Raw genomic sequence first — 22244 nt, forward strand, 5'->3', positions numbered from 1 at the left:
CCTGCCTGCTGATGTTCTCGCGAGGGCTGTACCGCGAGGGTAGCCGCTTGTGTGACGCTGAGTTTCGTCGCTGTATCACCATCATTACTGTGAACGTGCCCGAGGAGAAGTCGTGGATTCCCGATTGAATGCTTTTCTTGAACGCGCCGATGCCGTTCTGGCCCGTATCGAGCCGTTGCTGCCGGCACCACGGCCAGCCATCGACTGGACGCAATGCCTGGCCGCGCGCTGGCAGCGTGAGTCGCGCGGCGGTTATCTGATGCCGCTGGAGGTCAGCCTCGACATGCGTTTGTCGGACCTGATCGGCGTCGACCGGCAAGTCGAGCAGCTTGGGCGCAATACCCGGCAATTCCTTGACGGCATGCCAGCCAACCATGCCTTGCTCTGGGGCTCGCGCGGCACCGGCAAGTCGTCGCTGGTGCGCGCCTTGTTGGCCGAACACGCTCACGCCGGTTTGCGCTTGATCGAGATTGAACGTGATCACCTGGCAGACCTGCCGCGGGTGGTCGAACAGATCGGCAAACTGCCCCAGCGTTTCGTGCTGTTTTGCGATGATCTCTCGTTCGAGTCGGGCGAGGGGGATTACCGAGTGCTCAAGAGCGTCCTTGATGGCTCCCTGGAACAGGCGCCGGACAACGTTTTATTGTACGCCACGTCCAACCGTCGCCACCTGGTGCCGGAAAAGGAAAGTGACAACGAAAACTGGAAACGGGTCGACGGCGAACTGCATCCGAGCGAGGCGGTGGAAGACAAGATCGCACTGTCGGACCGCTTCGGCCTGTGGCTGTCGTTCTATCCGTTTACCCAGGAACACTTCCTCGACGTCGTCGAGCACTGGATCGGCCAGTTGGCCGGCAAGGCCGGACTGGCGTGGCGGCGCACCGAAGAGCTGGACATTCTGGCGGTACGCTGGGCCACCGGCCGAGGCAACCGCAATGGGCGTTGCGCCTATCAATTTGCCCGTTACTGGGTCGGGCTGAAACTGTTGGAGCACAAGGCATGATCGATTTACAAAAGAGCGGCCAGGGCCTCGAAGGCTACGGCATGCTACACGCGCAGCTGGAATCATTGCTGGCGGACGAGCGGGACTTCATCGCCAATGCCGCACAGTTCTCGGCGTTTCTGTTCAATCAACTCGATGATTTGAACTGGGCCGGTTTCTACCTCAACCGTAATGAAGAACTGGTGCTGGGCCCGTTTCAGGGGCAGATCGCTTGCGTGCGGATTCCGTTCGGTCGTGGCGTTTGCGGGGCGGCGGCAGCCACCCTGCAGACTCAACGAGTCGAAGATGTGCACGCGTTTCCCGGTCATATTGCCTGCGACAGCGCCTCGAACAGCGAACTGGTGGTGCCGTTGGTCAAGGACGGCCGATTGATCGGTGTGCTCGACCTCGACAGTCCGAAACTCGCGCGTTTCACCGCGCAGGACCAGGCTGGAATCGAACAGCTGGCGGCGATTTTCCTGCGCCTGACCGACTGCTGATCAAGACGCCAGGCCGGCCTTGGTCAGCAGGCCCGACGCGTCCACCGCATCGATCTGCCCGGGGTCGAGGAAGCGCCTGGCGTACTGCAAATAGATCTGTGCCTTGATGAACAGCCCGAACAGTTCCGGGTCGATGTGGGCATCACGGCACATGAGCGCCATGATGCCCAGCGCCTCGCTCAAGGTCTTGGCTTTTTTGTAGGGGCGGTCGGCGGCCGTCAACGCTTCGAAAATATCGGCAATCGCCATCATCCGCGCCGGCAGGCTCATTTCTTTTCGCTTCAAGCGTTTCGGATACCCGGTGCCGTCCATTTTTTCGTGGTGCCCGCCGGCTATTTCCGCGACGCTGCGCAAGTGCTCGGGGAACGGCAGATGGTTGAGCATCAGAATCGTCTGAACGATGTGGTTATTGATGACATAACGCTCCTCGCTCGTCAGGGTGCCCCGGACAATGCTCAGGTTGTACAACTCGCCCCGGTTGTATTTGTGGGGCGGAACGTCGAGCTTGAAGCCCTGGGGATTGTCTTGTGGTATCGCTTCGTTTTCGCTGCGTTCGAACAGGTGCTCGGGTTTGTCCGCCAGTAACGGTTCGCTGACGGGCAGGTTGGGGGCGGGCGTTCGGGCCTGACGCCGGTTTTCTTCCCAGGACACGCCCAGCCGGTCATCCAGGGTCCGGGTCCAGGTTCGTTCAGCCAGGCGGCGCAGGCGTTGCAGGTCAGCGTCGGCCATGGCTTCGCCGCCGAGGTTGCAGCGGGCAACGAAGGCGAAATCATCATCGAGCCCGGCCAGGCTGGCATTGCGCAGTTCCGCCAACGGTTGCTCATCACCGCCCAGGGCAATGCCCCGCCAGTAGCTGATCCAGGCATCGCACTTGAGTACCTCGAAGCGGGTACGGATTTCGTGGATACGATCGGTCAGGGTTTCCAGCTTCGTGGCTTTGTCGACGACATATTCCGGGGTGGTGATCTTGCCGCAATCGTGCAGCCAGGCGGCGATGTGCAGTGCCTCCCATTCATCTTCGGTCGGCTGATAGGCGCTGAAGGCGGGCTCCTGGCTCGCTGCCGCCGCTTGGGCGAGCATCAGGGTCAGTTCCGGCACGCGCTGGCAATGGCCGCCGGTGTAGGGGCTTTTGGCGTCGATGGCGCCGGCCAGCAGTTGAATGAAGGCGTCCAGCAGCTGTTTTTGCCGGGCTTGCAGGCGCTGGCTTTCGATGCACACGGCAGCCGCGCCGGACACCGCCTGGAGAAACGCAATGCGGTCCGGCCGCAGCTTGTCCAGATCGCTCTGCTCGCCGCTGTCGGCCAAGAGCAACACCAGCAGACCCACGGTTTCGTTGTGGCGATTGTGCAGGCGGATCCCGATCAGATGGACCCGAGGACTTTCCAGCGCGAGCAGGATTTTCTGCAGATCACCCGCCTGCTCGAACCCCAGGTTGCTGACGACATTGTCGACGTTGGCCAACTGGTGCAGCCATGGGGGGCTTTGCGGGTTCTCGAGCGAGTGTCCGCGGATGTCGAAGTCTTGCAGGTTTTCGGCGGTGTTATTGATGACCAGTCCGTGGGGTTTCATGTGCTCGCCATCACCTTCGCGCAGATAGATCAGGCCGGCCTGGGCCTGGCCGATTTTCACGGTTTCAAACAACACCCGTTCCAGCAGCGGGGCGAAACGGGTTTCGGCGCTGAGGCTGTCAGTGATCTGGAAGAAGCTCGCCAGGGTGTCTTTCATTCGTGCCATCGACACACTCAACTGGTCGACTTCGAGCACCGGCGAGCGGCGGGAAAGCGGAAAATTGAAATCGAAACTGCGAATCGCATCGGCCTCCTGCACCAGGGCGCGCAACGGTTTGACCAGGATTCTTGATGTCAGCCAACCCAGCGGCACGCAAAACAGCAAGGTTGCCAGGGTAATCAGCGCACCCTGCCAGCGCATCCGGTAAGCGTCGACGAGCAACTCGTCTTCCGGTACCAGCAGCGCCAATTGCAGGCCTTGGGGGCCGCCTTCCTGCATGCGGCTGCGGGCCACGATCCACTGCCGGCCGTTGGCGTTCAGGCGACTGCCCTGAGGGGGACTATTGAGCAACGCGTCCAGGCCGGGGCTCAGGTCCGCCGCCTTGACCAGGCGGGACGTCTGATCATCGATGATCAGCTTGCGGCTGTCGGGGTAGGCAATGGCATTGCCTTCGGCATCGAACAGCACGATTTCGGTACTGGGGGTCACGACGTGCTTGGCCAGGGTCGCGCTGAGTTCGGCCAGAGTCAGGTCGGCGGCCAGGATTGCCTTGTCGCCGCTGCGTCGTGCCAGCGTCGTGCCGATGTTGTGGGTGGAAAAGAAGATATAGGGTTCGGTCGTGATCTGGTCGTTGTCGCCGCGGGCGCTGGTAAACCAGGCGCGGTTGCGTGGGTCGTACGTGTCGTTCAGGTTGTCCTGACGGCTGACAAGTGCCAGGCTCCGGTCGAAAAACAACGACTGGGAGTGGGGCTGGCCGTTGCTGTCGTGCTCGATGCTCCAGACTTGGAAAACCGCCGTGTCCGGAGCCTTGACCAGGGCTTTGACCTCCTGGGTGCGCAGCGGGCGGACCATGAAAAAGTCACCATTGTCGTAGCCCAGGTACAGTGAAGCCAGGTTGGGGTTGTCCTCGAGTGACTGGCTGAACGGTTCGAGCAGTGCCAGGCGCTGTTCCAGATCAGGGGACTGGCCCGCCGGATTGAGTGCCAGCAGGCTCAACAGATGACGAATGGGGTCATAGGTCGCGTGCAGGTCCAGGCGGACATCCTGCTCAATGCGGTTGAAGAGTTTTTCGCTGCTGGACAAGATGATCTGTGTGGTTTGCCGGTAGTTGAAAAGCCCCAGCACCGCCCCGGTCAGCAACAGCAAAAAGGTGAACATCACGCTGATATGGACATGCAGCGGAAACCGACGTGGATCCGTGCGCAGTGGGTCAGGCATTGCGGGTTTCTCCATGATGGTCAACACACCGCTGAGGGACCAAGCATAGTTAAGGCTCTGGCAGTTTGCCTTCGTCGTAATGCTCGATCTGACGTAGCAACGCGTCCTCCAGTTCGAGCATGGTGCGCTCCATGGATTTGCAGCATCCGGCCACTTTTTCGCGATCGGAATCCTCATGACAGGCGGCTTCGAGTGCCTCGCAGCGGTCGATCAGTCGGGAGGCTTGTACTATCCGGGCTGCGCCTTTGATTTTGTGGGCAATGTCCTGCAGCGCTTGCGTATCCCCAGAGCTGGATAGCGACAGCAGCGTTGGCCGATCCTGGCGGTTGCTGTTCACCAACTCGTTCAGCAATCGTCGGTTCAATTTCGGGTTGCCCCCGGTCAGCAGTTTCAACCCGTGAAGGCTGAACGCCGGGGCTACATGGGTTGGTTCAATGCCTTGCACCCATTGACTCAAGGCTCCGAGGCTGAGGGGTTTGAACAGGCAGTCGTCCATTCCGGCCTGTTTGCAGCGTTGTATTTCTTCCGGTTGGGCGTTGGCGGTAAAACCGAGAACGGTGCAGGGAGGACGATGGAGTTGTCGCTCATGCTGGCGAATGGCACGGGCAAGCTCATATCCGTTCATGACCGGCATGTTGCAATCGGCGATCACCAGATCAAAAGGCTGGTCCTTCCATGCCTCCAATCCCTCCTGTCCATCGGCCGCGACGGTAAATCGATGCCCAAGAAACTCCAGTTGCTGGCACGTGAGCAATCGATTGGCCGAGTGATCGTCGACTACCAGAACATTCAATGGGGTTGTGGCGACGACGACTTGGGTTTCGACCGCACGGGCCGACTGTTGCAGCGGCAACGTTTCCAGCTGCAGCAACACCTCCACTTGGGTACCGATGCCCGGCTCGCTGCGCAATTGCAGACTGCCGCCCATCATTTCGCAGAGATTTCGGCTGATCACCAGCCCCAGCCCTGCGCCTCCCCTGGCCGATTGCATGGCATGGTCGGCCTGAGCGAAGGGTTCGAACAGGCGTTGTTGATCCTGTTCGCTGATCCCGATACCACTGTCGTGAACCTGCACCCGCATCTGCACATGCTCAGGTTGCGTTGCCGGGTGCAGGTCGACAATGACCCGGACCTGGCCTTGCTCGGTAAACTTGATGGCATTGCTGATCAGGTTGGACAGCACCTGTTTGAAGCGCAATGGGTCCAGCAACACATCGAAGGTCGGGTTCGCCGATGAAAACTCCAGCACCAGCTCGAGTTCCTTCTGTCGGGCCAGACCTTCGAAAATCCGCACGACCGAGGTCACAAGTTCACCAAGGTCAACCCGCTCCGGAGTCAGGCTCAAGCGTCCTGATTCGATTCTGGCGATGTCGAGAATGTCGCCGATCAATTCCAGCAACCCTTTCGCCGAGTTGTACGCGACATCGATGGCCGGACGCTCCGGATGCTGATGATCAAGACGCTTGAGTGTCAGTTCAAGCATGCCGATGATTGCATTCATCGGCGTGCGGATCTCATGGCTCATCGTGGCCAGAAACGTGCTTTTGGCCCGGTTGGCGTTATCGGCGCGTTCTTTCGCGCAACGCAGATCGTCGAGCAGTTGCCGCCGTTCGCTGATGTCGATCCAGCCACCGATAATGCCTTGCACTTTTGCGCTGGAATCCCGATAGGGAAGAATCCAGTGATAGATCGTCAGCCGCCGGCCACCAATGTGCAGCTCGCGATCGACGATCAACGGTCTGCCCTCGGCCACTACGCGCTGGTAGTCGGCCTGGTACTCCCGGGCTTCGAACACATTGCTCATCGATCCCTGCATGACGCTTTTGCCAATGACATCTTCACGCCGGGCGCAGAACGCTTGCAGGTAACTGTCGTTGCAACTTTGCAGCAGCCCCTGGCGATCACGTACGTAGATCGGATGGGGCGTGCCATTGACCAGCGATCGCATGAACTCGAACTGGTCGTTCAGCGCACGCTCGGCGGCCTTGCGCTGCTTGATCTGGCGTCGCATGTAGTCGTTCCACGCAATGGAAATCAGCAATAGCACGCCGGCACCGATGACGATTTGGTAGAACAGTCTTTGATAGTTGCGCCAGGTGCTTTGCGAGGACGCCGAATAGCCGCGCCAGCGACTGTTGATGATGCCCAGTTCTTCCGGCGAGATGCTCAGCAATGCCTTGTCGAGAATGGCGTTCAGCTCTTTGGCGCCCCGAGCGGTGGCAAGGGAAAACGCTGCCTGCTCGGTGCCGATGGTGGTGCTGATTTGCAATGTGTGCTCGAACAGCCGCGAGGAAATAAAGTAATTGGCAATGACCAGTGAGTTCACCGCGCCCTCTGCCTGGCCTTCGGCGAGCAACTCCACGGCGCTGAAGGTGTCCGGGGTTTCGATCAAATTGATTCGGGGAAACTCTCTGCGCAGGTAATCGATGATTGGATTGCCGCGGGCAATGGCCAGGCGCTTGTCCTGTAGCTGCGCGAGGTTGGTCGAGCTGTCGGCGGCCTTGCGGGTCAGCAGGACGTAGGAATTTTCCAGAAAGGGGCGGGTAAAGTTCAGCTGGGTTTGACGTTCGGCACTGGGGAGCAACGCGGCGATCACATCTACCTTGTTGTCCTTGATTTGTTTGATCATCTCGTCATCGCTTCGACTGCTCCGGATATCGAAGCGCAAGCCGGTACGCAGCCTGATAAGCTCAAGCAAATCTGCGGTGACCCCGCGAAAATTGCCATTGCTATCGAAAAATGTCAGTGGCGCAAAGGCTTCGTTGACGACAACGCGCACAATCGGGTGGTGGCTCAGCCAGCGTTCTTCGCGGTCAGTGAGTTGCAGCTTTTGATCGGTCAGCAGAATGTCGCTACCGGCGCTCCAGCGTTTGGCGATGTTTTCTCGTTCACTGGAGGGGATGGCCGTGATCATGGAGTTGATGATGCCGAGCAGCTCAGGGTTGTTCCGGTTGACGGCGAAGCTGAAACCAAAGGCTTCATGTTTGCCGAAGTTGGCCATGCGGATGTTGTTCAGATACCCCTTGTTGATCATGTAGTGAGTTGAAATGGTGTCACCGAGAAACACGTCCGCCTGATCGAAAGCAACGGCATTGATCGCATTCTGATAGGACGGATAAGACGTGATGATCGCCTTCGGATACAACGCCTTGACTTCCGCCAGTGGCAAGTAGTGATACACCATGCTCAGGCGCAATCCGGCCAGGCCATCGGTGAGCGATCGTGTTTCCCCTTCGCGGGTGACCAATACGGGTTGGTCGACGGCATAAGGTATGGACAGTGCAATGTCGGCGTTGCCAGCTTCGAATCCATTGGCGGTGCCGAGCAGATCGACTTCGCCATTTTCCAGCGCAGTGATCGCGGCCCCTCGGGAATCGAAACGCTGAACCGTGACGGGCAGACCGGTTACTTTTTCCAGGAGACCGGCGTAATCGGCGGTAAAACCTTCATAGTCCTGACCACTGGTGGTCAGGTCGAATGGTGGATAGTCCGGGGCTGACGTACCGAGCGTCAGTTGGTTTTTTTGTTTTATCCATTGTCGCTGGGATTCATCCAGCCGAACCTCCAGCGCTCCGACCTTCGAGCGGCTGAGCAGCGTGTAGTTTTCATTGCCCGGTGCCCCGAACAACGAGGTGCTCACGCATAGACCTGCGGTCAATTGAATCAGATAGACCTTCAAACGTCTGGGCATCCAGGTTCTCACACGAGTGCGTTACGTTTTGCCATCTCGATCAGTTCAACCAGGGATTTGGCTTTGAGTTTCTGCATGAGGCGCTTTTTGTAGGTGCTCACGGTCTTGTTGCTCAGAAACATGCCCTTGGCGATTTCCTTGTTTGTGCGGCCTTGGGCAAAAAGTTGCAGGACCATCAGTTCCCGGTCGTTTACGGATTTGAACAGTTCCAGTTCCATGCAGCGTGTTTCATCTCCGCGGATGGGGTTCAATGCCTCGCTCGGAAAATAGTTGTAACCTGCAAATACCGCTTTTATGGCGCTGACCAGTTCACTGATGTCCTCTTGTTTGCAGACATAGCCCGATGCACCCGATTGCATGCAGCGAATACCGAAAAGTGTCGGGCACTGTGCTGTCAGTACAAGGGTTTTAAGAGGGGTGCTCATTGCATTGAATCGGGATAGCACTTCCAGGCCATCCAGTTTTGGAATGCTGATGTCGAGAATGACCAGGTCGGGCATGCATTCGCGAACCATCTGCATGGCATCGACCCCATTGTCAGTTTCGCCGACGACTTTGTAACCTTCATGTTCCAGTAACATTCGAACGGCAAGGCGGATAACCGGGTGATCGTCGACAATAAAAACGGAGTTCATAATCAAGTCCCATGCGAGCTCAAATAAAGCGCGCACCATAGCTCAGATACTTGGAGGGACGCATGAACTGACCAGTCTGTAGCAGCAATATAGGAAAAATCCTACAGATGAAAAAGAATGGGACTACGTATTAACTAGGTTTCTTATTAGGAAGGCTGAAAGAAGTCCAACATGCGGGTGTGCTTTAAATGGAAGTTGTTTGTAAGCTTTTCAATGTATGTTTGTCGGTTTTTATATGTTTTTTTCTATAGTGGTGCTGAGGTCAACAAGTCTCTAAATTCAGATTGTTTCAGTGGTTTTATCAAATAACCCAATAATGGCAGCCCCTGTTCAGAGGCCGTTTTTTCAAGCTCATCCAGTTCAGATGTCGTCAGGCTACTGAGAATGATCGCCTGCCTGATCAACCCTCGCTGGCTGGCGAACCGGACCAGATCGAGTCCCGTCAGGTCGGGCAGGCATTGATCGCATAAAAGGATGTCGAACGGTTGGTCGGCCCCGAGCAGTTTCAGCAGGGCGCCTTTGGCGCTGTCGGTGGTCGTCAGCCGGGTGAAGCCATAACTTTCCAGCAGGCATTGAGTGGCTATCAGTTGGAAGGGATGGTCTTCCACCACGAGGATGCGTAGATCGTCTTCGGCCATGGCGCGCACTTCATCTGTCGAACGGAAGGGAGGGCGATTGTTTCGCGAGAGTACCGGGCAAGCGATCAGTTTGCTCGCCATGTGCTGTAGGGCAATTCGACGAAACTTGAGTGCAGTTGGATGCTGAAGGGGGTATCAGCCATAACGAATGCCGTAATGGCTGATCAATCGATACACCTCAGTGGCTGGCGCGGCCGGTCATTTCCAAGGCCATGTCACTGGCATAGCTGTCGGTCATGCCGGCGATGAAATCAATCATGCGCAAAAACGAAGTGTGCAACGGGCCGTGAGGATCGGGTGCATTGTTGCCCAGCAGGTCAAGGATGCGGCGGCTCTTGAACGACGGTGTACGCCCATTGTGCTGTTCCAGCGCGGCACCGCAAAAGGCGTTGAGCAGGATTTCCAGCGTGGTGTAGGCGCCGATCTCATGCAGGGTCTTGCGCTTGTCCTGGAAGATTTTCTTGCGGGCCATGTCCTTGGCATTGAGCACGCAACGCTTGGCGGGACCGTGCATGTGTTCCACCAGATCGCCGGGCAGTGTACCGGCCAGCAGCGCATCCTGTTGCTCGACGAAGGCGCGGGCCGCAGCATTGGTCAGGTGCTCGATGGCTTTACCGCGCAGGATAGCCAGTTTGCGTCGGCGCGAATCGTCGGGACCGAGCTGGCGATAGGTCTCCGGTAAGTCATCGCCCACCAGGCCCAACAGCAGGGATTCGACTTCGGCGTATTCCAGCAACTCCATTTCCAGGCCGTCTTCCAGGTCGATCAGCGCATAGCAGATGTCGTCGGCGGCCTCCATCAGGTACACCAGCGGGTGCCGCGCCCAGCGTTGCTCCTCCAGTTGTGGCAGGCCGAGTTTTTGGGCGATCTGCTCCAGCAGTGGCAGCTCGCTCTGATAACAGCCGAACTTGTGTTTCTTGTAGCCCAGCGAGTCGGCGTGCCTGGCTGTCCATGGATACTTCAGGTACGTGCCCAGCGTTGCATAGGTCAGGCGGGTGCCGCCTTCGAACTGGTGATACTCAAGTTGGGTGAGTACCCGAAAGCCTTGGGCATTGCCTTCGAAATTCAGGAAGTCATTGCGCTCGGCTTCACTCATTGCATCCAGCCAGCCACGGCCGGCGGCTTGCTGGAACCAATGGCGGATCGCGTCTTCACCGGAATGGCCGAACGGCGGGTTGCCGATGTCGTGTGCCAGGCAGGCCGATTGCACCACCATCCCCAGGTCGCTGGGTTCGCACCATTCGGGCAGGGTCCTGCGGATGGTTTCGCCGACGCGCATGCCCAGTGAGCGCCCCACACAACTGACTTCCAGCGAGTGGGTCAGGCGCGTATGAATGTGATCGTTGCTGGACACCGGATGGACCTGGGTCTTGCGCCCGAGACGGCGGAAAGCTCCCGAGAAAATGATGCGGTCGTGGTCTTTGTGAAAAGGGCTGCGGCCGAGTTCTTCCGGGCTGTGCAAAGGTTTTCCGAGGCGTTCGCGGGTAAGCAGGGTATGCCAATCCAAGGCGGGTCACTCCGTCAGGTGTCTGATGGCCTAGCTTCCCGTTTCGCGCCATGACCTGCAAGCGGAACTACAACCCGGCGGCGTTGATATCGAGGCCTCCTTGCAAGATCATTTTCTGGAGGGTGCCTGTTGACCGGGTAGGCGCACAGGATTGCACCCCTCGATAGAGGAGCGCATCCCGTCGACTTTGCAAGCATGCAGCCAGAAAGAAACTGATCAGTCTTTGCGCGAAGAGCCCTGCATGATCAGTTTGATCAGCGGTCCCAGTGTGGTGCCGAGGCGGATCAGCCGGGTCAGACTGCTGAGGCCACCCCCGTTTTTCGCACCCTTGCCGGTCAGAAAGCCCAGCAAGGTGACGGCGGCCACGCCCCAGAGTGGCGCGTGCTTGATGCCGAAGCCGTCCTGCAGGTTTTGCGTCATCCCGCGCACCCGTTGCAAGGGCTGCAGCAGTTGCGAGGATTCGTGGCGGATTTCCTGGCGGTGCATTTCCATGCGCAGGCGGATCAGGGCCTTGCGCATTTCCGTGCGTGAGCTGTTTTGTGGCAATTCAGGCAGGTTCATGGCAGCAGGCGCTCCCGATCGTTGGCCAGCTCTTCCAGGGTGCCATGGAAGGGCGAGGACTCATCGAAAATCGCCGCTCTCAAGCGCATTCCACAGAATATGGCGGCGAGGGAGTAGAACACACAGAGCCCGATGATGGCGGTCAGGCGATACGTGTCCCAGAACACGATAAGCACCAGCGTCGACAGCCCCACCAACAGCAGCAACGCAAACACCAGCGCCAGGCCCGCAAACAGCAAGAGGCTGACGGTGCGGGCTTTTTGTTCCTGCAGTTCGATGCCGAACAGCTCGACATGGCTGTGCAGCAACCCAAGGAAGGCAGCACCCAGGCGCCGCGATGAGGAGCTGGTTCCCGTCACGGACGGGCCGGATTCGCCGATCGACATATCAGCGCCGGCTGGCCAGCAGGCCGATCAGGAAACCCACGCCGGCCGCGATCCCCACAGATTGCCAAGGGTTGGCCTGGACATAGTCTTCCGTGGCGGTGACAGCAGCCTTGCCGCGTTCGCGCAGGGAGTCTTCGGTCAGCTTCAGGGTTTCACGGGCACGCAAGAGACTTTCGTGGATCTGCTCGCGCAACTCGTCGGCCTGATCGCCGGCCAGGGTCGCGGTGTGCTCCAGCAAGCGTTCGGTGTCACTGACCAGTGTCTGAAAGTCGTTCATCAGGATTTCTTGAGCAGTCTTTGCCTGGGGGCGGGCCATGGTGGATCTCCTTAAGTGGCTTTCTGATGCGTTCGAGTATGAGCCTTCGGCGAAGGTTCAGTACAAATGACTGGTACAACTTTTGCTGAGTCGTGGTGCGCCGGTCTGCACCATTGCGCTATTGCCGGGCATGATTTCAGTAAAACCGTAGGACCAACAATCAAAAACTCGCGTAAACGTCCGGGGGCGCGTTTTTCCTGGACGGCGTCCGTGCGCCAAAGTGGTTCAACGAGATCAGTGCGCTGATGTCTTGAAGCTGCAACTTGGTGCATGGCCAGTCATCGCGAACTGCTTTGGTGCTTTTTTCTGCCATAAGGTCTGCCCATCCCATGGAAAACCTGCAAAGCGCTGTGGACACCCTGGTCCATAGCTCCAACACGCTGTTCATTCTGATCGGTGCGGTCATGGTTCTGGCCATGCACGCCGGTTTCGCCTTTCTCGAAGTCGGAACCGTGCGACAGAAAAACCAGGTCAATGCGTTGTCGAAAATCCTCAGCGACTTCGCCGTTTCGACACTGGCCTACTTCTTTATAGGCTATTGGATTTCCTATGGCGTGACGTTCATGCAACCAGCGGCGGTGCTCAATGCCGACCATGGTTATGGCCTGGTGAAGTTTTTCTTCCTGCTGACCTTTGCCGCGGCGATCCCGGCGATCATTTCCGGAGGCATCGCCGAGCGCGCCCGGTTTGTTCCCCAGTTGTGTGCAACCGCATTAATCGTCGCGTTCATCTATCCGTTCTTCGAAGGCATTGTCTGGAACGGCAACCTGGGTCTGCAAGCCTGGTTGCTGGAGCGCTTTGGTGCCGGTTTCCATGACTTCGCAGGATCGGTGGTGGTGCATGCCATGGGCGGTTGGCTGGCACTGGCGGCGGTGTTGTTGCTCGGACCGCGTAATGGCCGCTATCGCGACGGTCGGCTGGTCGCGTTCGCGCCATCGAGCATCCCGTTTCTGGCACTGGGCTCGTGGATCCTGATTGTTGGCTGGTTCGGCTTCAACGTCATGAGCGCGCAAACACTGCAAGGTGTCAGCGGACTGGTGGCGGTGAATTCGTTGATGGCCATGGTTGGCGGTACGGTGGCGGCGCTGATTGTCGGGCGCAATGACCCCGGCTTTCTGCACAACGGCCCGTTGGCGGGGCTCGTGGCAATCTGTGCCGGTTCCGACCTGATGCATCCTGTGGGGGCGCTGGTCACTGGTGCCATCGCGGGGGCGCTGTTTGTCTGGTGCTTTACTGCGGCCCAAGGCAAATGGCGCATCGACGATGTGTTGGGTGTGTGGCCATTGCATGGTTTGTGCGGCGTGTGGGGCGGCATCGCCTGCGGCATTTTCGGCCAGACCGCTTTGGGCGGGTTGGGCGGGGTCAGCCTGATCAGCCAGTTGATCGGCACTGCGCTGGGCATCACTGTGGCACTGGCCGGCGGGTTTGCGGTGTATGGCGTGATCAAGGCGCTGCATGGATTGCGCCTGAGTCAGGAAGAAGAGTATTACGGCGCGGACCTGTCGATCCACAAGATCGGCGCCGTGAGCCAGGACTGACTCAGGTCTTTTCATGGTCGGCGGCATCATGGCAGGGGCCGCAATGGCTCGACGGTTTTTCGGGGTAGGCCTAGAATGATCACTTCATTTTCTGGTTGAGCGCTCATGCTTCCCGAATGTCAGCTGTTCGGCACCCTTGGATGCCATCTCTGTGAAGTAGCCGAAGCCATGTTGATGGAATTCGTCGAGCGCGGCCTGCTGGTGGAACTGGTGGATATCGCTGACGATGAAAGCTGGTTCGCAGCTTACAGCCTGCGTATTCCGGTGCTGCGGCGCGTCGATACCGGTGCTGAACTGGGCTGGCCGTTCAGTGCCGATCAGGTGGTGGCGTTCCTGGGTTGAGCGGTTTTTGCGTTGGTGGCGTATCCCGCCTGTCGAACTTTACGATTGATCCCCTTGGCTTATTCGGTGTTGATCGGATACTGTATGCGTATACAGTTATTCGAAGTGCCTGTCTTGCCGTTCCTGATTTTCGGGAGTGAGCAGGCAAGCCCGGGCGTGAGAGGGATGAATCGTGGTCAATGTCGAACAGTTGAAGAATAGCGTGAACCGGATGTCCGCGGACGTCGTGCGCGAGGCTGTCCTTGAGTTGCGCCTGGATGGTCTGGTGACCGAGGGGAAAACGCCCTTCAACAAAACGCATTTCAATACCTGTTTCGCAGAAATCGAAGCCTTGTTTCAACGCGCGGGTTATCACCGGCAACTCGATGTCGTGGGTTATCAGGGATTGTTGTACGCCCTGTATGATCCCGCCCGCTGGGAGGCGGTCGATGTACTGCGCTGGCTCAAGGAGTACACCGAAGCGGCGGCGCGCGCGCGGATCCCGGCTTGAGGAATCTTAGGGGGCGTTCCCCTTGCTGTTGGATAATGCCGCTCTGCACTGAGGTTAGAGCTTTCGTATGTCCACTTCTTCTTTTTCCGCGGCACACAGTCAGGCCAGTACGCTCTACTTGCCACCTGGCCCGTGGCAGACCGTTGTCGATTGCCTGTGCGAGCATTTCAGCGCCATCGGTCGTGAACAATGGCTGGACAGAATTGCCCGTGGCCGGGTCCTCGATGGGCAGGGCATGCCGATTGCCCTCGACCTGGCCTACAGGGAAGGTTTGCGGATTCATTATTTTCGCGAAGTGCCGGATGAAAAACCGATCCCGGTGACCGAGTCGATTCTGTACGCGGATGAGCATCTGGTGGTCGCCGACAAGCCGCATTTCCTGCCGGTGACCCCGGCTGGCGAATACGTCGAACAAACGCTGCTCCGGCGCTTGATCCGTCGCCTGGACAATCCGCACCTGGTGCCATTGCATCGCATCGACCGGCACACCGCGGGGCTGGTGCTGTTTTCCGCCAATCCGCAGACCCGTTCGGCTTATCAGTCGTTGTTTCCAACCCGGCAGATCGAAAAGCGCTACGAGGCCATTGCAAAGGCGCTGCCCGGCCTGGCTTTTCCATTGGTGCATAAAAGCCGACTGGTCGATGGCGAACCGTTCTTCCGCATGCAGGAAGGCCCAGGGGCCAGCAATACCGAGACGGCGGTCGAAGTCAGGGAGAAACAGGGGGAGCTCTGGCGTTATGGTCTTTACCCGGTGACGGGCAAGAAACATCAACTACGGGTACATATGGCGGCGTTGGGAGCCGCTATCTGCAACGACCCGTTTTACCCCGAGGTGCTCAAGGATGCGCAGGATGACTACGCCAATCCTTTGAAGTTGCTGGCGCAGGGGCTGAAGTTTATCGATCCGGTCACGGGCCAGGCGCGTGAGTTCGAGAGTGAAATCACCCTGCAATGGTGATCGGGAAGCGATCCTGAAGCGCTGTTCTCCAGGCATGAAAAAGCCCGCATCAAGCGGGCTTTTCTGTATCCGGCGGCGTCGGGATTACAGCTCCTTGACGGTTCGAACCTGATCTTTGTTGATGCGGGTCTGCTTGCCGTCGAGCTGTTCGAATTCGTAGAAACCGGAATCCTTGTCGAATTGCGGCGTGTCGACGGCCTGGATTTCGCGACCGTCATTCAAGGTGATCACTGTAGGCGATGCACAACCGGCGAGGGTGGCAAGGCCCAGTGCGAGCATGAAAGTGGCGAGGGTCCGTTGAGTCATGAGTTGTGTCTCCGAATAAGAATTCTGTGGTTGCTGAACTTGAGACGTACACCGTCCGCGCAAGTTCCTGATCGATATCAGTCTGACACAGTGTCATGACCGCTTAAAAGTTCCGGCGTGTTGAGATTTGCCAGCCGAGGGTCGTTGTCGGGGCATTGCAGCGCGGTCGCACCGAGATTGCGCATCAACCGGCCAGGGCTGCGCTCACCCTCGTTCCAGGCATTTTCGAATGCTGCCCTGTGTAGCACGGGAATCACACACAACAACGGCTCCCAGTGGTGATCATGCCGCACCATCAGCGGCTTGTCCGGATGCAGGTTGGCGGCCTCGCGCATATTGCCGATCAGCGCCGCATCAATGCCCGGAACGTCACAGGGCATGACCAGCAGATGGGTATGGCGAGCAGCTTTCAGGCCTGCGCGAATACCGGCCAGCGGCCCGGGGAAGTCACCTTCATCATCGTGGACCAACTGGTCGGCGTAGGGGGCGTACTTCTCAGGGTTACGATTGCAGGAGATGATCAGGTCATCGGTCAGCGGGCGGGTCTTGCGATGCAGATGCACAATCAGCGGTTCGCCGTGCCAGTCCAGCAACCCTTTATCCCGCCCACCCATACGTTGGCCGCGGCCGCCCGCCAGGAGCAGAATGGAGCAGGGTGGCAATTGTGAATTCGTGGTCATGGCGAGCCTCCATGGGGGCGGCGAAAAAACGGAGCGCTGTGATATAACACCGGGCTGTTTCTCCTACAACTGGACGAGCCTATGAAAGCCAAGGCTGATGTACCTTTCGCACCGCTGAATATTGCAGTGCTGACTGTCAGCGATACCCGCACGCTGGAAACCGACACCTCAGGTCAGGTCTTTGTCGATGGCTTGACCGCTGCCGGTCATTACCTGGCCGCCCGGGTGTTGCTCAAAGATGACCTCTACAAAATTCGCGCGCAAGTCGCCAACTGGATTGCCGACGATGTCGTGCAGGTGGTACTGATCACCGGCGGCACCGGTTTTACCGGACGTGACAGCACGCCGGAAGCCGTCGCGTGCCTGCTGGACAAACAGGTCGATGGATTTGGCGAGCTGTTCCGTCAGATCTCGGTTGCCGATATCGGTACCTCGACCGTTCAGTCCCGGGCGTTGGCCGGTCTGGCCAACGGCACGCTGGTTTGCTGCTTGCCGGGCTCGACCAATGCCGTGCGCACCGCTTGGGACGGCATTTTGGCCGAGCAGCTGGATGCGCGGCATCGGCCGTGCAATTTCGTGCCTCATTTGAAACAGGCCGCGCCTTGTGAATCCCGTGGGTAAGCCTGGCAAGTCTGGCAGCCTGATGCCTGTCGAGCAGGCGTTGGCGCGCTTGCTGGAAATGGCCGAGGCCTCAAGGATTGTCGAGCGTGAACGCTTGCCGTTGGCGCAGGTACAGGGGCGTGTACTGGCGCAAGATCTGGTATCGACGCTTGATCTGCCGCCCTGGCCCAACAGTGCCATGGATGGTTATGCCTTGCGCATGGTCGACTGGACGGGAGAGCCGTTACCGGTTAGTCAGAAGGTGTTTGCCGGCCAGGCCCCCGATCCGTTGCAGCCAGGAACCTGTGCGCGCATTTTCACCGGGGCACCAGTTCCCGCCGGTGCCGATTGCGTCGAGATGCAGGAGAACGCCGAGGTTCAGGCCGATGAGCGAGTACGTTTCACTCAAGCCTTGACCCAAGGCCAGAACATCCGTCCGCAAGGCCAGGAAACCACTGTCGGCGAGTTGATTCTGCCAGCAGGTACGCAGATGGGGCCGATCGAGCAAGGATTGGCTGCCTCCCTGGGATGCGCTGAGCTGGAGGTGGTTCGAAAGGTGCGCGTGGCGGTGCTGTCTACCGGCGACGAGTTGATTGAGCCGGGGCAGACCCTGGGGCCAGGACAGATCTACAACAGCAACCGGGTGTTGTTGTGCAGCTGGTTGCAGCGTTTGGGGTGTGAGGTCGTCGACGCGGGAATTCTGCCGGACAATCTGGAAACCACTCGCACCCGATTAGGTGAGTTGAAAGATGTCGACCTGATCCTCTCGACCGGTGGCGTATCGGTGGGGGAAGCCGATTTTCTGGGCATCGCCTTGCGCGAGGAGGGCGAACTGACGCTTTGGAAACTCGCCATCAAGCCCGGTAAACCGCTGACGTTCGGGCATTTTCGCGGTGTGCCGGTGATTGGCTTGCCGGGCAATCCCGCATCGACCCTCGTGACCTTTGCCTTGTTGACCAGGCCCTATCTCTTGCGCCGTCAGGGGGTAATCGACGTTGAGCCGCTGAAGGTGCAGGTGCCGGCAGGGTTTGACTGGCTCCAGCCAGGCAATCGGCGTGAGTATTTGCGCGGACGGCTGGAAAGCGGCAGGGCGACGATCTACAAAAACCAGAGTTCCGGTGTTCTGCGCAGCGCTGCCTGGGCTGATGGACTGGTAGAGGTCCTGGAAGGTCGCACGCTGGTTCAGGGCGATAGCGTTTTCTTCATTCCGCTGAGCGAAGTCCTGAGCTGATAGCTTTAGCGGCGTTGTCACACAAGACCCGGTTGATTGAGTCGGGTCTTGTGTGGGAGGGCACTCAATGGGCCAGAAGCAATGAAATGACCTGCTCGAAACGGCTATTGGCGATCCAGCCAAGGAGACAGAGGATCACGGCTGTTCCGCAGGCGGAATAGACAAGCCGGTGCCTGATGGATTTGACGTCATCCCGGGCTTCTTCAATGTCCCGGCGTATGCACTTGAGGTGTGTCTCCAGCTCGGTGACGCGAGGTTCCATATCAATTTCTCCCGTGGCTTTTGTGCTGTTGCGGCATTCAGCTCGATGGCCTGTATTTTTGTTATCTGCGAGCGGCAAGACCAGGATGGCCGGTGATGCGAGGTTTTGGTGTTGCATGGCACGTCCTTGTGATGTCCAGCTGGATCCTCAAAGTCTACCAATTCAGATTTTCGGTCAATTGAGCCGATTCCTAACGTTTTGTAAGAAAAGTCCTGCCGTGTGGGGGCCAAGGCTTTCCGACTGGAAATAATTCGATTTCTGGCGACTTTTACCGGAGCCTTCGCGGTCAACATCTCCCAGATGCCATTCAAACCGGGAGTGAGTAATGAGCGATCGCAAGGCGCTATTGATTCTGCATGGCAAGCAAGCGCTCAACGAGGCGGTTCGCACCGCCGTCGAAAGCCAGCGTGAGCGAGGTCGGGAGCTGGCTGTTCGATTGACCTGGGAAGCCGGCGATGCGCAAAGGCTGGTGGGCGAAGCGTTGGCGGCCGGGTATCGATACATCATTGCCGGCGGTGGCGATGGCACCTTGCGCGATATTGCCGAGGCTATGGCGCAGCATTCGATAAAAGCCAGCCTGGTATTGATGCCGCTAGGTACCGCCAATGATTTTGCGCGTGCGGCGGGTGTGTCCCTGGAACCCGATCAGGCGCTGGAGCTGCTCGATAGCGTGCCGACTGCCATTGATCTGGGGGAGGTTGATGGGCAGATATTCCTGAACATGGCGACCGGTGGGTTCGGCAGTCATGTCACAGCGAACACCCCGGAGGATCTGAAGAAAATCCTCGGCGGTGCGGCGTATCTGTTCACCGGCTTGTCACGCTTCAATGAGCTGCATACCGCGTACGGTGAATTGCAGGGGCCGGACTTTCACTGGCGAGGCGATCTGCTGGCACTGGGCATCGGCAATGGTCGGCAGGCCGGAGGCGGGCGGGAATTGTGCCCGCAGGCACTGGTTGATGACGGTTTGCTGGATATCAGCATCCTGCCGGCACCGCAGGAGGTGGTCAGTACTTTGAAAAACCTGCTGACCGAAGGCTTTGGCATCGACAGCATGTTTGTTCGGGCGCGCCTGCCCTGGGTCGAGATCAAGGTTTCGGAAGGGTTGTACATCAACCTTGACGGTGAACCGCTGGAAGGGGACAGCCTGCGTTTCTCGGTTCGCCCGGCGGCGTTACTCGTGCATCTGCCTGAGAATTCGCCGTTGTTACGCGACAGTGAAGTGCCTAGTCATCGAGGCTGATGATTTGTTCACGTACGGCAAACAACACCAGGCCGGCCACATCGTAGATCTGCAAGCGCTTCATGATCTGCGAGCGGTGGGTTTCGACGGTCTTGACGCTCAACCCCAGGCCGTTGGCGATCTCTCGGGTGGATTTTCCGCGAACGATCAACCGCAGGATTTCCAGCTGACGTGCCGTCAGGTTGTGCGAGTCGGCAGGTTCGGGTCGGTGCTTCTGGTTTCGGGTCAGTGCCTGAGTGATCACCGTGTGGGCAATGGCCGGGCTCAGATAGCGCTCGTTGTTGCGCAAGGCTTCCAGCGCGTGCTCGAGTTCGGTAGCCGTGGTGTCCTTGAGCAGGTAGCCATGGGCTCCGGACTCCAGCGCCTGCATGATCAGGGCAGGGTCGGTGTGCATCGAGAGGATCAGGACCTTGCTCTGCGGGCGCACCCGCTTGAGTTGCTGCAAGGCTTCGAGGCCGCCGGTCTGGCGCATCGAAATATCCAGCAGGATAATATCCGGGGACAGACGCCCAACCATTTCGAGCAGCTGCGAGCCGTCACTGGCCTCACCGATGACGGCATAGCCGGGCAGATCCATTACCAGGGCGCGCACGCCAGCCCTGATCAGCGAGTGGTCATCCACCAGTAGTAAGTTACAAGTCAATGCATAACCTTATTCGAACTGGCCCGTTCGAGCGCACGGGGCGCCCAGGGAAAAAGAGCTTCGATTTGAGTGCCTTTGCCCGGCTCGCTGGTAACGGTCAGTGTGCCGCCCAGTTGATCGATCCGTTCCGACATCCCGGCCATACCGCGCTGCCCTTCACGACCAGGGTCTGTTGCGGGCGCGAAACCCTGACCATCATCGCTGATCTGCAACTTCAGGCCTTGGGGCAGGCGCTGCAGGCATACCAGCAGGTTCTTGGCCTGGGCATGTCGCAGGATGTTGGTGACCGCTTCCTGGGTAATACGGAAAGCCGCCACGGCCATTTCCTCCGGTATGCCGGTCAGGCGCTGCTGGCATTCCAGGCTCCAGTGCACCGGGGTGTTGGCCAGGGTCTTGAGCAGGTGTGCCCGCAGACTGGCTTCCAGCCCAAGGCTGGTCAACTGCCGGGGATTAAGAATGGCGGATACGTCACGAACTTTGGCCAGGGTTTCTTCCAGCGTGTCGCAGAGGACCGCGCATTGTCCCTGGAGCTCTTCGGGCATCCGGCGTTTGAGCCAGTCGCTTTGCAGTTTGGCAGCGGTCAGCAATTGACCGATGTCGTCATGCAGTTCGCGGCTCAGCCGGTGACGCTCGTTTTCCTGGACCTGCAACAGCCGGTCCGCCAGTTCCTGAGGCTGGAATTTGATCGATTTGCGCGAGAGGCAGTACTGCACGGCAACACTGGTCAGCGCCGCAACGTTGAGCACCAGCAATGACAGGGGCAACGGAATGGACAAGCCATGGACCAGCAAGCTGCCGAGGGTCGAGCAGGCACATAGCAACAGCGTGAATAGGCGTGCATTTGCTCGGGAGGGTGGCCACGTGGCGATTGACTTGAGGCTGGCGTGCATAGCGGATGGAGCCAATGGATGTTCGCTGCGGGCTGACCGGTCATGCTGGCTGACAGGCCCCTGTTTTTTTAATGTGGAGCGCCGAGGAGTTCAGCTGCGAACTGCAGCGAGCTGTATTCGGCTGCGATCACACTGCCATTAATTGGCGTCAACTAACAGGCGGCATAGTAGCACTTAAGATACCGTTGGTCGCGTCCGTATGTATGTCCGAAAAGTCAGGAATCCAGTCGTTTTGACGATGCTTCCATAATGGAACAAGTGGGTTGTTACCGTCGAAAAATGCCGGTTGTTTAAATGCGTCGCTTATAGCTACGAAATATTCATTTGCGACATGTGCGCACTCAAGTTACAGCGCGGTATTGATAACCAAAACACGCCATGCGGCATGGTTTGGCAAGTTCAGGCCTGTCGCTCTGAATAGGATACGAGGGTGAAGGGCCTGGAGTTGACAGGTGGTTGAAACCGGCTTTGCCCGACCTGAAAGGCAAAGGCTTCGATCAGGGTGACCTGCTCGCTGTCGTCGAGACTGAGCTGTCCGGTGGTCTGGTCGATGAGCTCGAGTTGCCAGGCAACCAGGGTCAGGCAGTCTTTCAGGGCACTCAGCGCCTCGTCGTGCAGACACATGGTGTTCTGTGCGTGGTTCAGCAGGCCATGAATATGCAGAGAAAATTCAGACACGGCCGCCAACGCCAGGGCATCAGCCTTGTTGGCCAGCTTGAGCAGTGTGCTGAGCAAACAGTCGATGGCGTCCTTGTCATTGCTGATCAACTGCAGATGACTCAGGCATTCCTCGGTTTTAGCCAGGAGTGTTTCAGCCTCGACAAGAAACCCCGTGAGACGCTGGGCCCACTCTTTACGGTCGTTCGGCATACTTATCTCCACAACGTCATGTCAAATGA

The 22244-nt window shown here is 58.5% G+C and carries 23 protein-coding genes; 9 read left to right on the plus strand and 14 right to left on the minus strand.

Annotated elements, in window-relative coordinates; genetic code table 11:
- The first annotated feature begins 112 nt into the window (after positions 1 to 112).
- Positions 113 to 1003 (plus strand): ATP-binding protein, encoded by an 891-nt coding sequence (locus AC1RS8_RS16120; RefSeq protein ID WP_223504752.1) that lies wholly within the window; start codon positions 113 to 115, stop codon positions 1001 to 1003.
- The gene (locus AC1RS8_RS16125; RefSeq protein ID WP_057713828.1) at positions 1000 to 1482 is read left to right on the plus strand and encodes a GAF domain-containing protein; all 483 of its coding nucleotides are present in this window, start codon (positions 1000 to 1002) and stop codon (positions 1480 to 1482) included. Before AC1RS8_RS16120 ends, AC1RS8_RS16125 begins: the two co-directional genes overlap by 4 nt.
- On the opposite strand, the gene AC1RS8_RS16130 is transcribed toward AC1RS8_RS16125, so the two are convergent.
- From AC1RS8_RS16130 to AC1RS8_RS16165, 8 genes are all read right to left on the minus strand, one after another.
- Positions 1483 to 4428 carry an HD domain-containing phosphohydrolase gene (locus AC1RS8_RS16130; RefSeq protein WP_489339017.1) on the minus strand — a complete coding sequence of 982 codons (2946 nt, stop codon included), beginning with the start codon at positions 4426 to 4428 and terminating at the stop codon, positions 1483 to 1485.
- 49 nt (positions 4429 to 4477) lie between these two features.
- Positions 4478 to 8119, minus strand: coding sequence for a transporter substrate-binding domain-containing protein (locus AC1RS8_RS16135; protein ID WP_489339016.1), 3642 nt, complete (start codon positions 8117 to 8119; stop codon positions 4478 to 4480).
- Positions 8120 to 8127: 8 nt separating this feature from the next.
- Positions 8128 to 8754 (minus strand): response regulator transcription factor, encoded by a 627-nt coding sequence (locus AC1RS8_RS16140; RefSeq protein ID WP_057713831.1) that lies wholly within the window; start codon positions 8752 to 8754, stop codon positions 8128 to 8130.
- Between the two features lie 245 nt (positions 8755 to 8999).
- A complete protein-coding gene (locus AC1RS8_RS16145) occupies positions 9000 to 9392 on the minus strand; it encodes a response regulator (protein ID WP_489339015.1) in 393 nt (130 codons plus the stop codon).
- Positions 9393 to 9570: 178 nt separating this feature from the next.
- Positions 9571 to 10899, minus strand: a complete 1329-nt coding sequence (locus AC1RS8_RS16150) for a deoxyguanosinetriphosphate triphosphohydrolase (RefSeq protein ID WP_493163055.1) — start codon at positions 10897 to 10899, stop codon at positions 9571 to 9573.
- 216 nt (positions 10900 to 11115) lie between these two features.
- The gene (locus AC1RS8_RS16155) at positions 11116 to 11460 is read right to left on the minus strand and encodes a hypothetical protein (RefSeq protein WP_057713834.1); all 345 of its coding nucleotides are present in this window, start codon (positions 11458 to 11460) and stop codon (positions 11116 to 11118) included.
- Positions 11457 to 11846, minus strand: a complete 390-nt coding sequence (locus AC1RS8_RS16160; RefSeq protein WP_057713835.1) for a phage holin family protein — start codon at positions 11844 to 11846, stop codon at positions 11457 to 11459. The genes AC1RS8_RS16155 and AC1RS8_RS16160 overlap by 4 nt, the downstream gene beginning before the upstream one ends.
- A gap of 1 nt (position 11847) precedes the next feature.
- On the minus strand, positions 11848 to 12162 hold the full coding sequence (locus tag AC1RS8_RS16165; protein ID WP_057713836.1) for an ElaB/YgaM/YqjD family protein: 315 nt from the start codon (positions 12160 to 12162) through the stop codon (positions 11848 to 11850).
- Between the two features lie 329 nt (positions 12163 to 12491).
- Here AC1RS8_RS16165 and AC1RS8_RS16170 point away from each other — a divergent pair, with 329 nt between their 5' ends.
- The 4 genes from AC1RS8_RS16170 (at position 12492) to AC1RS8_RS16185 (ending at position 15490) form a co-directional block, all read left to right on the plus strand.
- Positions 12492 to 13700 (plus strand): ammonium transporter, encoded by a 1209-nt coding sequence (locus tag AC1RS8_RS16170; RefSeq protein ID WP_489339014.1) that lies wholly within the window; start codon positions 12492 to 12494, stop codon positions 13698 to 13700.
- Positions 13701 to 13805: 105 nt separating this feature from the next.
- Positions 13806 to 14042 carry a glutaredoxin family protein gene (locus tag AC1RS8_RS16175; RefSeq protein WP_223503863.1) on the plus strand — a complete coding sequence of 79 codons (237 nt, stop codon included), beginning with the start codon at positions 13806 to 13808 and terminating at the stop codon, positions 14040 to 14042.
- Between the two features lie 172 nt (positions 14043 to 14214).
- Entirely contained in the window at positions 14215 to 14532 is a 318-nt protein-coding gene (locus AC1RS8_RS16180) for a transcriptional regulator (protein WP_090457046.1), read from the plus strand.
- A 67-nt stretch (positions 14533 to 14599) separates the two neighbouring features.
- Positions 14600 to 15490, plus strand: coding sequence for a pseudouridine synthase (locus AC1RS8_RS16185; protein ID WP_489339013.1), 891 nt, complete (start codon positions 14600 to 14602; stop codon positions 15488 to 15490).
- Between the two features lie 84 nt (positions 15491 to 15574).
- Here the strand turns inward: AC1RS8_RS16185 and AC1RS8_RS16190 are convergent, their stop codons facing one another.
- On the minus strand, positions 15575 to 15796 hold the full coding sequence (locus AC1RS8_RS16190; protein ID WP_007994800.1) for a YgdI/YgdR family lipoprotein: 222 nt from the start codon (positions 15794 to 15796) through the stop codon (positions 15575 to 15577).
- Positions 15797 to 15873: 77 nt separating this feature from the next.
- Positions 15874 to 16476: a molybdenum cofactor guanylyltransferase MobA gene (mobA, locus tag AC1RS8_RS16195; protein WP_057713841.1), complete on the minus strand. Its 603-nt coding sequence runs from the start codon at positions 16474 to 16476 to the stop codon at positions 15874 to 15876.
- An 81-nt stretch (positions 16477 to 16557) separates the two neighbouring features.
- Here mobA and moaB point away from each other — a divergent pair, with 81 nt between their 5' ends.
- Both moaB and AC1RS8_RS16205 read left to right on the plus strand, forming a co-directional pair.
- Positions 16558 to 17097 carry a molybdenum cofactor biosynthesis protein B gene (gene moaB / locus AC1RS8_RS16200; protein WP_090457038.1) on the plus strand — a complete coding sequence of 180 codons (540 nt, stop codon included), beginning with the start codon at positions 16558 to 16560 and terminating at the stop codon, positions 17095 to 17097.
- Complete coding sequence (locus AC1RS8_RS16205) at positions 17081 to 18307, plus strand: molybdopterin molybdotransferase MoeA (RefSeq protein ID WP_489339012.1); 1227 nt, start codon at positions 17081 to 17083, stop codon at positions 18305 to 18307. Before moaB ends, AC1RS8_RS16205 begins: the two co-directional genes overlap by 17 nt.
- A gap of 64 nt (positions 18308 to 18371) precedes the next feature.
- Here the strand turns inward: AC1RS8_RS16205 and AC1RS8_RS16210 are convergent, their stop codons facing one another.
- A complete protein-coding gene (locus AC1RS8_RS16210; protein WP_224795438.1) occupies positions 18372 to 18686 on the minus strand; it encodes a hypothetical protein in 315 nt (104 codons plus the stop codon).
- Positions 18687 to 18894: 208 nt separating this feature from the next.
- On the opposite strand from AC1RS8_RS16210, the gene yegS reads away from it, so the two are divergent.
- On the plus strand, positions 18895 to 19812 hold the full coding sequence (gene yegS, locus AC1RS8_RS16215; RefSeq protein ID WP_090457034.1) for a lipid kinase YegS: 918 nt from the start codon (positions 18895 to 18897) through the stop codon (positions 19810 to 19812).
- Here yegS and AC1RS8_RS16220 read toward each other — a convergent pair.
- The 3 genes from AC1RS8_RS16220 to AC1RS8_RS16230 all read right to left on the minus strand — a co-directional run bounded on the left by AC1RS8_RS16220 (position 19796) and on the right by AC1RS8_RS16230 (position 22215).
- Complete coding sequence (locus AC1RS8_RS16220) at positions 19796 to 20455, minus strand: response regulator transcription factor (protein ID WP_057713845.1); 660 nt, start codon at positions 20453 to 20455, stop codon at positions 19796 to 19798. The two genes, yegS and AC1RS8_RS16220, sit on opposite strands and share 17 nt — an antisense overlap.
- On the minus strand, positions 20452 to 21345 hold the full coding sequence (locus AC1RS8_RS16225; protein ID WP_057713846.1) for a sensor histidine kinase: 894 nt from the start codon (positions 21343 to 21345) through the stop codon (positions 20452 to 20454). The genes AC1RS8_RS16220 and AC1RS8_RS16225 overlap by 4 nt, the downstream gene beginning before the upstream one ends.
- A gap of 399 nt (positions 21346 to 21744) precedes the next feature.
- Positions 21745 to 22215: a hypothetical protein gene (locus AC1RS8_RS16230; RefSeq protein WP_057713847.1), complete on the minus strand. Its 471-nt coding sequence runs from the start codon at positions 22213 to 22215 to the stop codon at positions 21745 to 21747.
- Positions 22216 to 22244 lie beyond the last annotated feature (29 nt).

Source organism: Pseudomonas sp. GW821-FHT12A04 (genome assembly GCF_058807755.1).